Annotated in this window: 8 protein-coding genes and 2 tRNA genes; 9 read left to right on the top strand and 1 reads right to left on the bottom strand. The window is 35.4% G+C overall.

The genetic code is table 11. The features are described 5' to 3' along the window. Positions 1-87 precede the first annotated feature (87 nt). Positions 88-162 (top strand) — tRNA-Gly (locus GKG01_RS08825). A 39-nt stretch (positions 163-201) separates the two neighbouring features. Then, positions 202-278 (top strand) — tRNA-Arg (locus GKG01_RS08820). Here GKG01_RS08820 and GKG01_RS08815 read toward each other — a convergent pair. After that, complete coding sequence (locus GKG01_RS08815) at positions 266-406, bottom strand: hypothetical protein (RefSeq protein WP_154272189.1); 141 nt, start codon at positions 404-406, stop codon at positions 266-268. The two genes, GKG01_RS08820 and GKG01_RS08815, sit on opposite strands and share 13 nt — an antisense overlap. Positions 407-914: 508 nt before the next feature. Between GKG01_RS08815 and GKG01_RS08810 the strand changes: the two genes are divergently transcribed. The 7 genes from GKG01_RS08810 (at position 915) to GKG01_RS09235 (ending at position 19819) form a co-directional block, all read left to right on the top strand. Next, positions 915-2213, top strand: coding sequence for an ATP-binding protein (locus GKG01_RS08810; RefSeq protein WP_154272188.1), 1299 nt, complete (start codon positions 915-917; stop codon positions 2211-2213). Between the two features lie 272 nt (positions 2214-2485). After that, a complete protein-coding gene (locus tag GKG01_RS08805) occupies positions 2486-2665 on the top strand; it encodes a hypothetical protein (RefSeq protein WP_154272187.1) in 180 nt (59 codons plus the stop codon). A 102-nt stretch (positions 2666-2767) separates the two neighbouring features. Further along, a complete protein-coding gene (locus tag GKG01_RS08800; RefSeq protein ID WP_154272186.1) occupies positions 2768-2947 on the top strand; it encodes a hypothetical protein in 180 nt (59 codons plus the stop codon). Positions 2948-2992: 45 nt separating this feature from the next. Continuing rightward, the gene (locus GKG01_RS08795) at positions 2993-3166 is read left to right on the top strand and encodes a serine/threonine protein phosphatase (protein ID WP_154272185.1); all 174 of its coding nucleotides are present in this window, start codon (positions 2993-2995) and stop codon (positions 3164-3166) included. 35 nt (positions 3167-3201) lie between these two features. Next, the gene (locus tag GKG01_RS08790; protein WP_154272184.1) at positions 3202-3429 is read left to right on the top strand and encodes a hypothetical protein; all 228 of its coding nucleotides are present in this window, start codon (positions 3202-3204) and stop codon (positions 3427-3429) included. A gap of 66 nt (positions 3430-3495) precedes the next feature. Next, the gene (locus GKG01_RS08785; protein WP_154272183.1) at positions 3496-3672 is read left to right on the top strand and encodes a hypothetical protein; all 177 of its coding nucleotides are present in this window, start codon (positions 3496-3498) and stop codon (positions 3670-3672) included. 1396 nt (positions 3673-5068) lie between these two features. Then, on the top strand, positions 5069-19819 hold the full coding sequence (locus GKG01_RS09235; protein ID WP_154272182.1) for a SpaA isopeptide-forming pilin-related protein: 14751 nt from the start codon (positions 5069-5071) through the stop codon (positions 19817-19819). Positions 19820-20112 lie beyond the last annotated feature (293 nt).

Below are 20112 nucleotides of genomic sequence, written 5' to 3'. Positions count from 1 at the left end.
CCCGAGTGGCCAAAGGGGACGGACTGTAAATCCGTTACTTTATGTTTCGGTGGTTCAAATCCACCCTCCTCCACCAAAAGAATTCATGCGGAAGTGGCTCAGTGGTAGAGCATCGCCTTGCCAAGGCGAGGGTCGCGAGTTCGAGTCTCGTCTTCCGCTCCAGACAACAACAGATGTGCATACATCTGTTTTGTTGTATATGAACGATTAGCTCAGCTGGATAGAGCGTCTGGCTACGGACCAGAAGGTCGGGGGTTCGAATCCTCTATCGTTCGCCAAATACAGCGTTATACGAACTCTCGTCTACATCTCGAAGTTCAACATATACTTCGTGATCGTCACGATATTCGATACGCTCAAATAATGAATGGATTATAGTCTTCAATTGATGAGGGCTGTAATCCATTTTTTTGTACTAATATTTCCTATTTTATATCATCCGATTAAGAACCGCATATTGAGCTTTAGCCCAAATGGTAAAAGTTATCTATTCGATAATGCAAATCCTTAAGAATTATTAAATAAATATGCCTGTAATGGTATAATAAAATTACATAGAAAAGGCAACAAGATGAATAAAGAAATCGCAAAGCTAATATATTTATAGGTATTAAAGGTTCTGATGGGTTGAGAACAAAAGTATGTAAATTACATCGAGGCAGTTGCGTTGTTGTCAAAAAACATTGAATAAAGGGGCTTTAAAAGGATTAAAATCAATAGGTTTGTGAATTTTAAACTAGATAATTATATGTTTTTAAGAATTGGTGTTCAAAAAGTAAAGAACCTAATTAAAAAATATGTCCGATATGGAATTATTTCTAAATAGGTTTGAATTATATAATTTTACACTTTATAATATACTTAGATTAAGTTCCAAAATGGAAAAAATTCTAAATAGATAGAGGTGTAGACGTATGGAAATAAAGCGTGATTATTATTTAGATAAATTAATACGAAAAAAAGACAATGGGTTCATTAAGATTATTACAGGAATAAGAAGAAGTGGTAAATCTTATTTACTTAATAATCTATTTTATAATCATTTGACCCAAAGTGGTGTTGATGAAAACCATATTATAAAATTTGCTTTTGATTCAGCTAGGGATTTATTAAAAATCGGCGAAGATTTAATGGATTTAGATGTATTAAGCGGTGAAAGATTAGTAGATCCTAAAAAGTTTTTAGACTATATCATGAACAAAACGAATGATAAAGAAAAATTTTATATCCTCTTAGATGAAGTTCAATTGCTTAATTCGTTTGAGCAAGTCTTAAATGGATTTTTGCGTCAAGATAATTTTGATATTTATGTTACTGGGAGTAACTCCAAATTCTTATCGAAAGATGTCATTACTGAATTTGCAGGTAGGGGTGATGAGATTCATATTATGCCGCTTGTATTTTCTGAATTTCTTCAAACTTTTGATGGCGACAAAGAAGATGCTTTTGCTGAATATCAAGTTTACGGCGGTTTACCAGCAGCAGCTTTAATGAAAACGGATGAAGATAAGATGAATTATCTAAAGAGGCAACTCGAAAATGTATATTTGCGAGATATTGTTCATAGGTATGACATACGCCTAACTTCTGAACTAGAAGACTTACTTAATATTTTAGCATCAGGTATTTCAAGTCTTACGAATCCAAGTAAACTAGCCTCAACTTTTAAGTCCATAAAAAAATCTAAAATTTCTGCAAATACAATTGATAAGTTTATAGGCTACTTTGAAGATTCTTTTATCCTAAAAAGAGTCTATAGATATGATGTTAAAGGGAGAAAATATATAGGTACACCTTATAAAATATACTTTGAAGATTTGGGGCTCAGAAATGCAAGATTAAATTTTAGGCAGATAGAACCAACCCACCTAATGGAAAATATCATTTATAACGAATTAAGATATCGTGGCTATATGGTCGATGTAGGAATGGTCATAAAAAGGGAAAATGTTAATAATAAAGATATAAAAAAACAGCTGGAAGTTGACTTCATAGCTAACCTTGGAAGTAAAAGATATTATATTCAATCTGCGTACAGCCTCCCATCCATAGAAAAAATAAATCAAGAAAAAGCGTCCTTGTTAAATATTGATGACTCATTTAAAAAAATTATTATAGTGAAAGATCGAATAAAGCCGTTTTTAGATGAAAATGGAATACTCACTATTAATTTATTTGACTTTTTGTTAAACAAGGAAAGTTTAGACTTTTAAAGAATAAGTTAACTTATTCTTTATTGATATATTCCAACATACGAGACTTTTGCAGAATACGAAGTTTTATCCATACTGACCATTTAAGCCGGGTAGAGACTATTTAACTATTAATGACGGTAAAAATTTAATTTTCTTTAGTGATAACGAAATAAATAATATAGAAATACTAGATTAAGTACAACTAGCTAGATAATGTTAGAAGTGCTTTTAAACACAAGAAAAGAAGAAACAATTAGTTGTTAATATTTATTGATTGAAAGAGGTGTAAGATGGCTAAAAGAGAACCAACTGAAGAAGAAAAACATGAACTACTGACAAGTAGGTTTACTGCCCCATTCAAAGCTGTGGTGACTGGCCATTTTGAGTTAACCGAAAAGCAAAAGAAAGAAAATGAGAAATGGGAAAAAGAGCTTGAAAGACGATATGGAACAACAAAATATAAGGATTAGCGAGTTGACAGGTCGCATGTGTAAAATGTTAGAATTGCTTTTAAACACAAGAAAAGAAGAAACAATTAGTTGTTAATATTTATTGATTGAAAGAGGTGTGACATGGCTAAAAGAGAACCAACTGAAGAAGAAAAACGTGAATTATTGACGAATAGGTTTACAGCTCCTTTCAAAGCTGAAGTTACAGGACATAGAGAATTAACGGATGAAGAGAAAAGAGAAGCCGAAGAATTTTGGGAAAAAATAGACGAAAGAAAAAGAAAAAATAAAGATAAGCAGTGATAACATAATGTTAGAGGTGCTTTTTAGTACAAAAGAGGAAGCAAAATGAAAAAAATTGAAGACTTAAGAAATGAATATATAGAAAAATTTGATGATTATTTTCCTAATATGGGATTAAGTGAAGATAAAGAGGTAGAAATTATTGAAAAATGCTTGAAAGAAGGAAAAGACGCTTACGAATTAGGCTATTTTAAACTCGATGCCAACATAAAGTATTAAAAATAGATTTTAGGTGTTTTTTAGTGAGGTAGAATATGAACATTTCGGCTAAAAATATTGTAAATTTATCGAACAAAATAGAAAAAGAATATCTCAAAAAGTTTGGAGATAATTCACTGGATAGAGTTGTACGAGTTATTTATGAACCTGGAGTTAATGAGAAAGAATTTTTTGAAGATTTGAATAAGCTTAAAAATTCTGTAGCATCAGGTGTACAATTAGAGCAGATAGAAGAAAAAGATTGGAAGAAAATTATATTTTAAATTAAGCACGACTAGTCAAATTATGTTTGATGAGTGTAAAATAAACGGAATATTAATAGAGGTATTATGATGGTAACATTAGAGGAAATTAATAAAAAATTGGGATTTAATATTTTTGATTATGACCCAAAGGTATCAGATTATGAAGATGATACAGATACAGAAATTATATTTGATGTGTTAACAGATGAAGAGGTGAATTTTATAATAGATTACAAATTAAAAAATAAACTTAATAAATAGGCACACTAGCTAGTTACAGTTACAGCTGTAACTAGCTAGCACTGCTTTTTTTATACCCAAAAGTAATAAAAGAAAAAATGAATAGATTGTTTGCTAAACAACTAGGGCATTACTGCTGCGTAGATTCGATTCCTACATGATTTGTAAGCTGTCTTTTACGTGATGGACATAAAAATCATGGGGCAAATATATTGAAAAACGCTGTTTCAATGGAAAAAAGAGTGACAGATTAAACAAACAATCAAAAGAAAAACACTAAAGAAAACAATGTTTCAATTGAATCAAACACCGAAATAGCTAAAAAATACAATAAATCAATAGTTTCTTACAGTGAAAAATAGTTACAATATGCAATTGACAAGGCTGTAGAAGAAGCGACAAAAGGAATGCTTACAAAAGACAAGATCAATTAGATTTTAAAATTGAAAAAAAGCTAAAAAAGAAACAAGAGCAAAGATGAAAGCTAAAGAAAAGGCTGAAGAAGAAAGAAAAGAACGCAAGAAAATCAAAAAAGTTCTCAGTAAGAGATAATGTTAATATAGCTTACAAATGAAACAAAAAATGCACGTAGACGTACTTTCAAAGACTCTTTTACTAAACCTATAGTCTTTTTTTTATTTTGACCAATAATAAGTCAACCATATACCCAATTATTTTCAAAATAATCACAAATATTTAATAAATTTAAACAAATTTTAAAAAAATTTGCAAACGATACGATATTTTTCGCTCTTAGTAACAAATTATATCAAAAAATTACTATTTACAATCTTTTAATTATAACGTTTCCTTAAAATAATCCGTAAATTTATAAAAATATTCTTAAATTTTTATGTTATAGCTTGCTAAATATACAAGGCAATATTTGAACGAAAAAATTAAAATAAATATCAAATTAGCAATTAATTTCATAATATAAAGTAAAATACAACAAATTAGTCAGTAATAAGATAAAAACAAAACAAATAAAATCTATTTAAAAAGTAATTTGTAAATATTTAATAAAATTTTATTTACAAAACATCAAAAAGTCATTAAAAAAATATGAACAAAACTTGTAAATTGACATTTCTTATATAGTATGGTAATATTTACACATAAATAGTACATTCAAATATATATTACATAAAAACAGAAGCAAACGTAATTATAATGGATATAAAAAGCAATGCATTTTATTTAGAACTAACTGAGTCAGGCAACATTATTCATAAAATATGTTGGGCTGATTCTTTCTTTATGTTAAGAGAATAAATGCAAACGATATGCATTAACTAGCTGAAAGTTTGTAGTATTTTATTCTAAATGCATGTAAAGCAGTAGAGAATAAAATTAGTATAATAAATATCAAAAAACTAACATTTGAAATAAAAATCAAGTAATTCAGGAGGTTAAAATGAAGAAAATATTTGATAGACTAACGGCGTTAGTCATGGTAATGCTGATGTTCATACAATCATGCGTTCCAGCCATAACATCATTTGCTAAGGAGGAAGAGCTCGACAAGAGATATGTAATACAAAAGCTCGAGACCTTGAAACAGGATACCTATGCCAACTTTTCATTGAACCTCGCTACAGTAATTGATGACAAGAATCTAGACACAGATACCAACGTCAAGTTTGTATTGAACACTACGAACGTCAATTCTAACATCAAACTATTAGTTAGAAAGGATTTTAGTCTTTATGACGAGAGGACATTTGAAAAGATAGAAGAGGCTCATAAAGAATTCGACAGAGTGGACAAATCACTCAAAGATCAAGGATTGAGCTTAGATGTATCCGTAGTACAAGAAGATGGAAAATACAGAATCCATAACAACTACGTGCCTCAAGCTGATAAAGAAAACTTTGGAGACGACTACAAAGTATATAGCCTAAAAGTTGTTCCAGAATTTGATTTTGATAAAGAAGGATTGTTCAACAAACTTCCAGAAGATCTTAAATCAACAGAACAACACAGACTTCAACTTGCAGAAGAACGTAGACTTCAACAAGATGGCGAAGTGCCAGAAGGTGACAAACACAACCGTACTTACATCTTCGACTTCAAAGTTGACAAAGCAGTTGACAGCAAACTTACAACAATAGCTCTTAATAAGGATGACAATAATCCACTTGAAGTAAAACAAAATGCAGACTTATTTGCAGCTATATTAGATGATAAAACTTACAGCACATATCAAACAGAACAATTACCAGCTGAAGTTACATCATCAATAGAACACAAAAAAGAAGTTGCCAAAGCGAAGGCAGAAGCAGACGCCAAAGCCAAAGCAGAAGCCGATGCCAAGGCAAAAGCCGAAGCTGAAGAAAAGGCAAAGAAAGAAGCCGAAGAAAAAGCAAAATCAGAAGCAAAAGCAAAACAAGAAGCGGATGCTAAAGCGAAACAAGAGGCAGATGCAAAAGCAAAACAAGAATCTGAAAAACTAAAAGCAGAAGAAGCTAAGAAAACAGAAGAACAAAAAGCTGCTGAAGAAAAAGCCAAAGCAGAAAAAGAAGCCAAGGCAAAAGCAGAAGCAGATGCCAAAGCTAAAGCAGAAGCTGAAGCAAAACAAAAAGCAGAAGCCGAAGCAAAAGCAAAACAAGAAGAACTTGCCAAAAAACAAGCTGAAGCAGAAGCTAAAAAAGCCGCTGAAGAAAAAGCGAAAAAAGACCTTGAAAACAAAAAACTTCTTGGACTTGAAAAAGACACAGAAGAAAACCAAGAAGAAGAACCTATTATAAAGAAGAAGGAAACAAGTGAAGAAGTCAAATCAGAACCTGCAACACCAGAAGAAAGAAAACAAAAAGCAGAAGAATTTGACAAAGCATTACAAGACAAAAAAGAAGACATCAAAAAATCAGAAGACAAAAAAGATGCTAATAATAAAGAAGACAATAAAAAGACAACTGACAACAAAGAAGTCAGCAAAGAAACAAAAGGATTATTAGAAGGCATCAAAGAATTCTTCGGATTAACAAATCTTCAAAAAGCAGATCGTGAACTAAAAGCAATCCTATCAGTAAAAGCAAACGGATTAAAAGAAGTTCAAGCATTATTATCAAGCTTTGAAACAAAATACAACCTTACAAGAGAAGAACAAGCAAAACTAATGGACGATAACGCAGATGCAATCAAAGCACTTATCGAAAAAGATGCGGATAAGAACTTCGATCCTAAGATACTAATGGCTTTGATGAGTTCAGTCGAAGATACTTTAAAAGACAAAAAGTTCAACATCATAACTCGCTTTGATACATCGACAAGAAATGGTCCGATTAAGGCTGGACAATACTTTAATATTCACCTAGATGACAAACTAACTGTTAATAACCCTAGTGAATTAAAGTCAATTTACAATGGCAATATCGAAATAGCTAGACCAACTTATGATAAAACCACAAATACAATTAAATATAAAATCTTAAATGAAATTAATGAAAACTTACAAATACGACTAAACATTCCAGTTGACTACAATACAGACAAGATCAAACTAGATGACAACGGAGAATTTGTAGTAGTAAATAAGGTATCAGGACTTGGAGTTACAAATCCTAAAGACCTACTTCCACAAAGAGTGGATAGATATGGTACGCAAGCTGGAACTATAATAGAACCGGATAGAAAAGATGTTACAGAGATTATTACACCAGATGACTCTAACTACAAGATCTCTACAGATGCTGTAGCAAACCCAGTCGTCAAAGACGGGAAACTAGTTGGATACAACTGGACAATTAAAGTAACATCAGATACTGACCTAGAAACTTTAGGCTACAAGGCAAACTTTACAACAGTAAAGGGATCAGGTCTAGGAGAAATCACAAGCAGAGATTCCAAAGTAACATTGGTACCTCAATTAAAAGAATCTGAACAGCCTAAAGCGAAGAGTCTTTTCGGAATTAATGATTCCAAACACCACAGCCCAGGCACTGGCGTTAGAGAAGTAACTTACAACCTATACACACCAACAACTAACAAGCAAGAAAAGTATATGATGGATATTTCTATCGTGCTTACTAAGAAGAATAACAAAATTGGTGCCAAGAGAATTGTAATAGATGAAGGCTGGCCAATAGAAAAGGTTCAAGATGCAACACCAAGCCGTGTAGGAATGAACAACAGAACTACAGTTTTTGGTGAATTTACTTCAGAAAACTCTGCTAAGTGGACTGTAACAGATGGAGTTTCAACAGGTGATGAAAAAACAACATTGCCATTAGAAAAAAGAACTCTTGGAAACCAATCAGGCTCCAGGGGTCAAACTGGAGTTTACAAAATTGACCCAACATCAGGTCAAATGGTTCAAGACACTACAGGCATTAGTGGAGAAAAACCAGTTGGTACTATTGCAGTTTACGAATATAACTCAACACTTCCTGACAACAAAAATCCACAAACACTTGCTGGAGTTGAAATTTCCAAGTATCAAAACATCGACGTAGACCAAAAGTGGAATCTTGACCAAGGTCTAACAATGCCAGACATGACAGTAAAGGCAGTAGACCCTAAGAATGAAGAAACTGTTTTAGGCGAAGCTACAGCTACAGAATCACAAGCTGACCCAGACCCAGCAGAAAGAACAATAACCATAAAAGACGTAAAGGTATGGAATATTGCTGAAGGTGGAACTGCTAGCAAAAACGACATTAAAATAAAACAAGTCCTTCCAACAAATAAAACTCATAATGGAAAAGCAATATCCTATTATGAAACTACCAACTGGAAAGACCCAAACAGGGCTAACACTTTTGCTATTGCCAACAGAGCAACAGTAGAAGTAGCACCACAACTTGGAAACTTCACTTTGATTAAAACCGGCGAAGAAAACAAGCCTCTTCCAGGAGCAACTTTCAAACTCCTAGGACAAGGCGAAGCTGAAGTAGCTACAGACAACGAAGGTAAAATCAGATTCCAAAACATAGCCCCAGGTTCCTACCAATTATTAGAAACAAAGGCACCTAATGGCTATAAGTTAAATCAAGAAACTACAAATATAACAGTAGATGAAAACGGAAGAATTTCCGCTTCAGGATCTTCTGCCAAGTTAGAAGTAGGTGGCAACCCAACAGTAACAGTTGCTCACAAGGGCTATCCAGACTTTATGAACGCTATGCAATATGCAACAATAAATTCTGACGGATCTGTTACAACCTACATCTACCTAAAGGCAAATGAATCCAAAGGTGGATCAACAGACAAGGACACTAGACTTAACTTGATCCTATCAAGCGGTCAAAGATTTAATAATATTAAAGACGTCCAAGTCTATGACGTAAATCCATACTACAGAGATTATCTTAAAAAAGAAATGATCCAACAAGGTGTGGACCAAGATGTTTTAAATCATATTGGAAATACCAACGTCCTAAATGCACCAAATACAAATCCTATCAGGGCTACTCACTATATTAGAGATGCTTATACACAAAAACAAGGTTATAGGATTAGATTCCCACAAGAAAGATTCTCAAGAGACTGGGGATTCCTAGTAGTAGCAAAATCACCAGCAGGTACAAGTGTAACCTACGACTGGTTAATGGATGATTCTAATAAAGAAACAGTTGGAAATAACGCTAAACTACTAGACCAAACCATCACTCCTACAACAGCAGAAGATGCTAAGAAGGAAACAACCCTAACTGTCACTAACGAGAAGTTTGAAACTCGTCCAGTAGAAGTTACAAAATGGGACAAGGACAAAAAGCCAGTTGCTGGAGCAACTTTTGAAATAAGAGATGCAAAAGGCAAACTTATTTCCACAGTAGAATCTCAAGCTCCTGATGAAAAAGGTGAAAATGGTGGACTTGCATCCTTCGGCGACCTACCAGAAGGTAAGTATACAATAGAAGAAACTAGGGCCCCAGAAGGCTATATTAAATCTGACGTTATCTTTGACGTAACAGTAGATGAGTCAAATCAAGTTACCTACAAGCCAAGATTTAAAGACAAACCAGGTACACCAATCAACGGCGAAGACTACTACATCGAAGACGTTGAACAAGACCAAGATAAAATTAGTGCAAAGGTAACAAATGTATCTCAATCCTTAGTTATAAACGAAGGTGACTCAGGAGACATTGGTTTTAGACCGCAAGTTTGGGAAGCTTATAGACTAGAGTCCTTGAAGTACAATGCGACAATAGATCTATCAAATACAGCACCAGGTCAAAGATTTTCTATCCAATTTGATAGAAACCTAGACTTTACCCAATACTTTGGAGAATTTCCAAAGATAAAGGTAGGTGGAGTAGAAGTTGCAGACCCATACTTTGACTACACAACTAATAAGTTGACTTATGTATACAATGAGAAGTCAGCTGGTGGTAAGGGCCAAGCGAAGATAGAACTAAAGGGTATCATCCCATCTAAGTATTTTGCACAAAACGACGGGAAATTTGACTTTACAGTAACAGTTGCACCAGACCAAAAAAAAGGCGTAACAGGCCAACAAACAATTACAACAAATGTGCCAGCAGACTACGGTCAATACGACTATGACGGTAAAAATAGAGAAGTTCCACAATCCTACTACTTTAGAGATGTTTACCAAGGACCAGATGGAAACTGGTATGTAGCAGTACTTGCTTACTACAATCCAGACCATATAAGAGAATCAGGTCCAAGAGAACTTAAATTTAACTGGTTATCAACTAACTACCAAGGAGCCACTAAGAACTTCTTTACTTGGGAAGGAAATGGTCATAAGCCAGCCTTCTCCCTAACAAATGTTAATGTTTATCGTACTTCACCAAACATGGGATCAATTCATGCGGGTAACATTGACAAAAAAGTCAACTACAATATGCCACTATCCTATGGTGTAAGACCGGGAGATGACCCTGCTAAGTACAACTTAATATATTCAAGAGATATTAATCCAGATAATGCTGTTAGAAACGACAGACAAGGTGGAGTTACACTTAACTACGACCCAAGTCAAATTCAGGAATTTGGTGTTATTACAAAGAACAGCCCACTAAGGATTGGTATGCCATCCATTAACAACTTTAGTAAAGATGGCTACATCATAGAGCAAACTTTCAAGATTGATGACCTTTATAATTTCAACAACCTTTGGAGAGTCTTCTGTATGACAAATAACGACTTTAAGTCATCCTTCATCACAAGGGCAAACTACAACAAGGCCACAGGAGACCAAGCTGGTGGAGAAATTCCAAAATTCTTCAGCCAAAAGGTAGCTCTGTTTAACAAGATGTACACACCAGGTTCTTTCAAAATCAAAAAGCTTAACGATGCCGATAGAACACAAACCCTACAAGGCGCATCCTTTAGCTTGACAGACAAAGCTGGTAATACTATCTACAGGTCATCAGGCCAAGATGGTATAGTAGAATTTTCTAAACTAAAACCAGGCATCTATACTCTTAAAGAAGAAACTGCACCAGATAAATTTATCAAGACAGACAAGACTTGGAGGGTTAACGTAGGTAATGATGGTTATGTAAGTATAGTAGAAATAGGACTTGGCTCAACAGGAGAAACCTTCTACGGCAAGGACACTATCCTCCTACCAGTAGCCAACAAACCAGTAGCAACAGAGTTTAAGGTCTACAAGAAAGACCACGAAAACCAACCTCTAGCCGGCGCAGAATTTAAGATCACTAAGGCAGAGGACGGCACTCAAGTTGCAACAGGTACTTCAGATAAAAATGGTACTGTATCCTTCAACGGACCTTTACCAAAAGGAACTTATATCTTAGAAGAAACTAAGGCCCCAGCAGGTTACAAAAACCTTGACAAGAAATGGGTAATAGAAGTAGACGATAATGGCAAAGCCAAGATCTACAACTATATAAAAGGACCAGAAGATGGTACAAATCCAGATGTCAACAAGTCAATCCTTGGAGAAGCAGGAACAAAATGGGTTAATGTTGCAAAGAGACCTCTTGAAGGCTGGGTATTGGGAGATAACAGACAGACAGGTTACTACAACAACTATCCATTCCCATACAAACTTGGAACAAGAATTGTTGCTAAAAACGATGGCCAAAAATATGTTATCCAAAGATATGTAATAAACCCAGAAGCCGACTTCATTACACTTAACAACGCATCAATCCACAGGGAAAGACCACAATTTGCTAACATGGATTGGTATGCAGGCAATGGAGTTTACAAGATATTTGAACTTGACAAGGCTGTTGACGGTAACGTTGAAGACATCAGACTTGAAAACTACAAGATAACAGATATCACAAAAGAAATAAAAAGCACAAAAGAAAACATCTCAGGTCAACCAAGACTATATCTTAACTTTAACAATAGACAAATAACAAAACCTATTGTTATAGATGTAAAAGTACCTTACAAAGCTGAAGAAGGTGGAGTGGGTACAGGAATGGACCTACAAACAAACAAGGGTATATTCTGGAAGTCAGACTACTACGACAGAGCCAACCAAATTGTTGAATCAGACCCAGTGACAACAGGTGGCGAAGCTGGCAACATCAAGGGAGCCTATGTTGCAGAAGACTCACTTGATGTAACTAACGAAAGAATCGTTCAAAAATTCTCCTTCAAGAAAGTAGGGAATGACGAAACTGACGCATTAACAGGAGCAACATTTAGCCTCCAAGGTCCAAAGAAATCTGATGAAGACCGAGGAGATAAAGTTTGGAAGAGATCAGGAACAGACGGTATAGTTAACTTTGACAACCTAACACCAGGTATCTATCATCTTACAGAATCAGGAGCTCCACAAGGTTACGAAAAGGCCAACACAGAATGGACAGTAACAGTAACTAAGGACGGAAAGATTTATATCAGGGACAACAACCCTGGATCAACAGTTCCTGACCAAGGAGCTAAGTGGCAAAAGGTAGACACTAGTAAGACAAGTGACCAAAGACACACTGATAGTTCCACAAGTAATGGTAGTACAGGTAAGATTGAAACTAAGATTACAGAAGTTAACAAGAAAGCGAACAAGTTTAGACAAGTCTATATTTTAAACAGTCAACCAGAAAATCTATCAAACACATACTTTGAACTTCATGCCCAAAAAGAAAATAGACCAATAAACACATCTAACACAAAAATAGTTTCAATGAACCTTGTAGATCGAAGTTCAACCTTCGACAATCTAAAGACAACTGGAAGTCCAATTGAATATGATACTGAGGTTTATACTAAGAACGATCAGGAAAGAATAAAAATCACACCAAAGAACCTAAGTGGAGAAGGTAAAACTATAGCCATAACTGTAGAATCATATATACCAAATTCAGGAAATGTTGGAACTAGAATGGACTTCTACAACTTTGGATCCAACCACTATTGGGTTACAGAATGGTATGATACACTTGCAGGAATTCCACTAGTAGAGCCTACAAATACTACAACAGACAAAAACACTACAGTTTATGTAGGAGGAAAAAGAGCAACTAACAATCCACTTCCTCCAATGAAAACTGACTCTAATTCAGCTCCGTTGCGAACACCAGTTACAATAAGACAACGAGTACAAGCTAATGGAAGCGTAATGAATAAAGCAGTAGTACTAGGATTGTTTGACTTGGACAGAAGCATTCAAGCAAGTATGTTGGAAATAGGTGATGACCTAGTGGGAACACCAGTAAGAGCAGGAAATACAGAGTATACTATAAACCCATCCGCTACTAAAAATTATGGTGGCGTAGATGTAAGTACCACTGTAACAGATCTTGGCAGTGGAAAGTTTGAAATCGAAATCCACATGACAAATGTGGGAGCAGGCACCAGAGCCATTGGAGCTGAATTTGAACTTAAATTTAATGATAACTTTACTATTAAACCGAATTATATAAAATCCTGGAAAGGATTAGATGAGACAACTACATGGGACACAGGCTATATCGAAACAGAAAATAAAATTGGAGTGAAAAATGGTGAACCTAGAATAGGACCAAAGCAAACTGCTAAAATTAAGTTCCAAGTCCAAGCCAAGTCTGACTTAGCATCAGGAACTTACCAGTTAATCAAACCTATTTTATACAGACATGACGATAGAGCTACACGCCAAACTATCGAACCGCCGACAGTAAATGTAAAGAGAAGCGAATCACAAATAACTTGGGAACCATCTTCAGAAATAACTGAAATTCCAATTGAAGACTACTCAAACGACCCAAGCAAATATGTAAATGATCCAAATATGGAAAAGGGAACTTCAAGGGTAGTTGAAGGTGAAAAAGGTTCAAAGAGAACTTTCTACTTGGTTGAATACAAGGACGGAAAACCAACTGGTAATAGGAAACTAGATACTAGTAAGGGTACCAATGGTGTAGTCATATTAAAAGAAATGACACCAAAACTTAGATATGTTGGTACAAAAGGCACTACTCCAACTGGTTATTCAGTTTGGGTTAATAGTACTAAACTAAGCGCTAGTCCAAGCTCAAATGTAGCTGCTGGAACACCAGTTAAAATAACAGTAACACCAGGACCTAACGAAGAGCTAGACACCTTAACTTATAGTGATGGCAAAAATACTGTAAATATTGACAAAAACACGAAGACATTCACAATGCCTTCATCAAATGTAACAGTAAATGCTACCTTCAAAACTAAGGAAGCTGGCAAGCACAACATTACTATAAATAAAAATCCAGGCGGTACAGTTACTGCTGACAAGTCTACTGCCGCTAAAGGTGATACTGTTAAACTTACAATTACACCAGACCATGGATATGGAATACAAGGCTTAACACTTCTAGATAAGAATGGAGTACAAGTACAAGGTTCATATATCAACCATTTAGATAACACCTTTACAATGCCAGATGAAGATGTTTGGGTTAATATTCTATTCAGGAAATCAGAAACCCCAGCTAAGTCCTTCATCGTTGGTAAAGAAAATGATGGTGGAAGAGGATCTGTAGTAGTTGATCCAACACAATCAAGAGATGGCTATGCCAAGGTTGGAGAAAAAGTTACTTTCACTTTATATCCATACAATGTATATAAGGCAACTAAAGTTACTGTTACAAAGAATGACAGATCTGGACAACTTGAAGGTGTTGTATTTGACCCAGCAACAAACAAGGGATACTTCATTATGCCAGACATTAGTCCAGCAACAGGAGTAACAGTTCGTGGTGTATTTGTTAAATCTCAAGGAGAAAGAACGGTTAAAAAAGAAAACAAGGAAGTACTTCCTTATAAAACAGTAACAACTGTAGACGAAAATCTTGCACCAGGACAAAGAGTTGTTGACCAAGAAGGTAAAAATGGTGAGGTAACTTATATCTACTCAATTACCTTTAAGAAAGGAAATTCAACAAGAACTATAAGCCTAAAAAATCTGTTTACAAAAACAGTGTATGCTGCAGAAGGAGATGCAAATCGTCCAACAGATTGGCCAGCAGATGTGCTCAAAGAATTAGAAAATCAAAGACAAGATGGAGAAATAATAATATCCTACAATAGGACTGAATTATCAAGAACTGAACCAACTAACGCAAAGGTTCGTGTTGGTAAGTCAGATGATCCGCTTGATACTTGGACTCCAGGACCAGACGACAAGCTAATCAAAGACGGAGAAACCCAAGAACTTGTTACAATTTCCAACAAAAAAGCTGGTATCTCTCCAAAGATTATGAAGAGAACTCCAGGTGGAGCTCCTCTACCAGGTGCAACTTTCACAGTTAATAAAATGACTGACAAGACTTACGAAAAAGTAGAAGAGTCTTTCGGAACCCTAACAGCTACTTCTGATAAAGACGGTAATGTTATCTTTAAAGACCAATCAGACAATGTTGTTAAGTTCCAAAAAGGTTACTATGTAATCAAAGAAACAAAGGCACCAGTAGGATACAAGAGAGTTACAGCCGAATGGAAGATAGAAGTAAAAGATGACGGTGGCAGAATGTATGCCGTGTACCAAGGTCCAGAAGATATACCATCAAGTCTTATTGACGATGATAAAAAGTCAAATGCTGGTAGCTCAGCTTCCAATGACCAAATCAAGTACAAGGCAAGACTAACTTATATAGATCCAGAAGCTAAGACTTATATTCAAAGAATCTATATAGATACAAGAGGCTATTATGGAAATAGCAATGAAGACAACAAGGGACTTCTAAATCTTCAAATAAGACCTAAGTATAAGAGAGAAGAAATAGATAGACCAGATCAGTCACCAGAAACTATTAAAGACGGTGTTAAGACTGCTTACTACCAATCTTTTGAATTAGGAGATTCAACATCTTATGAAAACATGGATGACCCTGCAATTGATAAGATCTTGAGGACTTATGACCTTTCTCACAAAGACTTGTCCTTAGATAAGACAGCAAGGTGGAGACCATTTGACTGGGGCTTTGACGAAGACCAACTTAACCTAGGCAAGGGTGTCTATATAGTAGAAGTGGAAGGTTTCTATGACGATGTCATTATAAATAACAAGTCTAACTTGACAGACAAGTATGACATTCCAGAAGGAGACTTAGGTAAGATAGACCTTAACCTAGACTTCTACGCTGGAGCTAGAGAATTCCAACAATTAGTCGAAGATACAGATGGAGTTTTCCGCTATAAGAAGATTGAAAAGGGATCCTACCAAGGTGGTGCTGAGGCACTAAGAGCTTGGATTGAGAGAACTCAAGGAAAAGAAAAGGCAGACGCTTGGGCAAAGGAAACCACAGAAGGAGAAAAATACCAAAACTTTATTGGAAAGCATGTAAAGATTGGAACTAAAGATTTCTATACTGGACGAATATACCCAGCTCTAGGTCAACCAACATTCAAACGTGAAATATCTGCCAACCTCAACCCTCTTTACAACTCAGTAGCTCAACAAGAAATACCAAAAGAGGGCTTGGAATTAGAAAACGAACAAGAAACTTTCAACGTAACCTTCTCTAAACACGGTAGAGATGATTCAGGTGACGATATCAATAGTGAAAAAGTAACTAATAACAGACTTGAAGGAGCAATCTTTAAGCTACAAATTCAAGGACCAGGTGGTATTTATGAAGACATGCCAGGTAAAACAGTGGCATCAGCCTTCAACGGATACTTTGGTTTTAGAAACTTAAAACCAGGTCGTTACAGACTAGTAGAAGTTAAAGCACCTCAAGGATATAAACCTATAAAGGACCCAGTACTTCACTTTACAATTGCTTATCAAAAGGGCGAAATTGATAAAGAAACTGGTGAAATCACACCAGGTAAGGGTGTAGTAACACTAGAATACAACGAAGGTAATGGTATCTTCCAATACGCACCAGATAAAAAAGGACCTGATGGAAAACCAATCACACCAGAAGATGGTAAGTTAACTGACTATGTAACAAGCGCTACTGCCAAAAACATGGGTAAGATAATCAACGAAGTTCCTGGTAAAGGCAAGGTAACCCTTACTAAATACGATGACGGTGAACAATTACTACCAGGAGCAGAATTTAGGCTAACTAGAATCAGTAGACATATAACAGATGATGATCCTAATAAGAACGATGGTGTTTACACTAAGGTAGTAGGCGACGATGGTAAGATTGTCTTTGATGAATTGCCAATAGGTCAATACGAATTAGAAGAAACTAAACCAGCACCAGGTTACCAAAATAAGGGTAAAAAATGGAGATTCACCGTTGGTGGTCCAAAACTAGACCCTTATGCTAATGACAGCGAAGTTGGACTTAGAGATATATCTAGTAAGATTGATATGGAATCAACTATGTCAGTTCTAAGGCCAGACGGCATTGATGGAACAGAAAAAGAAGGAAACTCTAAGATTCATCCACACAAGGGTCATGCACTTGAATTTAAAAATACTTTCAAGATTAATGATGACACAGTTATAAAACCAGGTGACTACTTTACAATTAAGCTCACTGATAACATTGACTTAGATGGAATTTTGAAACAAAAATCTTATAACCTTGATCTCTTTGCAGATGGAGTTGGTACTATAGCCAAGGCTAAGTATGACAAAGAAAATGGCACATTGACATATGTCTTCACATCCTATGCAGAACAATACAATAAGACAGATTTCGAAAATACCATCGCAGCCCATATCAACCTAATGAAGGTACAAAACTCAACACAAAATGTACCTGTAGGAATGGGAATAGGCACACCTACAACAAATAATATTGACGTTGTTTATGACCTAGATATGGCACGAGCAGCGGGTATTAACATGACATCTAAGATCGTAAGCTTTGACCAAGAAACAGGAGAATTTGTTCAATACTACTATCTAAATAGGGATAGGACGGCCTCCAATGGACCACTAACATTTAGGTACAAACCAAATGAAGCTGTTACAAACCTTAGATTTGATTTATTTAGATTAAACCAAAATGGTGGAAGTCTTTATAACTACAATACAGGACAGTATTACAGGTCTGATTATTATGTTAATAAAGATATGCCAGAATCCTTTGGTGTAAATGAATATTCAAATAACCTAGCATATTATAAATCTTATGGCTATTACAACATAGGAGCTAACAATACTGAAGAAATACAAATAGGCAATCTCGGCATTCAAAATTCAGTAATCGTAAAGGTAACTGGTAAAGTTACAGGAAAAGATATAGCATCATATGACACTTATGCCATGTTATATAATTCACTTTCTAGCTACTATGTAGAAAGAACAAATGGCATCCGTATCTTTGAAAACAAGACACAAGCAAGTGCTGAACTTAATATTAAAGCAGTCAACCATAAGAATGAAATAATCTTCAAGAAGGTTGACGAAGAAGGTAAGATCCTTCCAGGAGCTAAGTTCAATCTTGAAAAGTATTACGAAAATCCAGAAGATGGCAAAAACTGGGTACCAATGACTGGTTTCACAAAAGAATCTGATGCTAACGGTATAATCAAATATGAAGGCTTAGAACCAGGTAAATATGCCCTAATAGAAACTGAAGCACCAGAAGGCTATCAAAAGATAGAAGGACATATACAGGAATTTACCGTAGGCACTGATGGAGTAATAACAAGACAAGTTGTTAAACCAGCTGAAGAAAAATCAGAAGAAGCTCAAACTCTAAGGGCAAAAGTTGCAGTGGCAGTAGAAGCTTTAGCTGATAAGCTAACAGGAAATACTAAACCAGAAACTTATACAGAAACTATAAGTAATGAGCCAATAAATGTTGTCAACTATAAAAACATTGAATTCGAAAAAGTTGACGGCAATGACAAGACTGAGAAATTAGCTAATGCTGAGTTTGAAGTTTGGTATAAGGAAAATGTAGATGACGAATATCAAGCTTATAAGGTTACAAAAGATGGTAAAGAAGTAACTAAGACAGTGACTTCTGACAAAGATGGTAAGATTAGTCTTAACCTAACAAAACCAGGCTACTATGCTCTTAAGGAAACTAAGGCACCAGATGGATATTCTAAGATTCCTGGTTATATCAAAGAGTTCAGAGTAGAAAATGGAAAAGTTCAAATTCTTGAAAAAGATCCATTAAAGGCAAGCCACAAGACATCTACTAAGGGACTTCTTACTAGTGAAATAATTTCAGTGGATAAGGAAAATAAGACATTCAAACAAAGAATTGTTATTAACCCTAACCACGAAACTATGACAGTCCCATCTTATCAGTCCTATATCCGTATCAAGGAAAATGACTGGAAGATAACACCAAAATACAAAGATGCTTTGAATAAACCAGCTGGTATAGGTGGATTAGTCAATGTAGCCGTTCTTAAGAAAGATGGAGATAAAACTCTAGAAAACTTAACAAAAGATGACTATAAGAAGTATGATGCTATAAGCTTTGACACAGTTGGAGGCATAACTGGTTCAAGATATGGCCTAAAAGAAATGCTAGGCATAACATCTACAACTGATGAAAAAATAACAACAACAGATTCAATAGTAATGGAATTCACAGGTAAGCTTGATGATTCTAATAAAACAGGCACAGCCGACCAACTATTCGAATTAGTATTTGAATCAGGAATAGACGACCAAATTTCTGACAAGCTAAACGTTGAAGCTCTAACAAGTGGAAAACCAAGCTACGGCGACTATACAGGAACTGCACCTATTCAAATTGAAAACCGTAAGGCGACATTCCCTCTTACAGGGGCGTTGGGTATTATTGGTTTCCTTGTAGCGGGTGCTGTGATGATGGCAACGGCGTACTACAAGTACAGACGTAAGAGAAGAGAGAGTGCGTTATCATGATTGAGGTTAGTCAAAAGATGAGGTACCCTCCGTAAAGGGACTACAAAGAGATAAGGGGATGAGGCGATGAGCCAAGTCCCTGGGGTCTCAAGGTGCTCGGATGTTTATTCTAAATGAAAGAATAATAGTAAACAAGCTAATCGAAGTTCTAATAAAAAGGGCTTGATTATAGAAAGTGGGCTGAGAGGTCTGCGAAAAGGCGATGCTGATGAAACCGGAAGGTTGGAAGGTAGAAGCCTAGGGAGGAAGTGCCCAAGGGGGCAAGGGTAAGGTAATAATTTGCGAGAAGCAAA

Source organism: Finegoldia sp. BIOML-A4 (assembly GCF_009679635.1).
Lineage (GTDB): Bacteria > Bacillota > Clostridia > Tissierellales > Peptoniphilaceae > Finegoldia > Finegoldia magna.
Note: the sequence above shows the minus strand (reverse complement) of the source record. Positions and strands in the feature narration are given on the sequence as shown.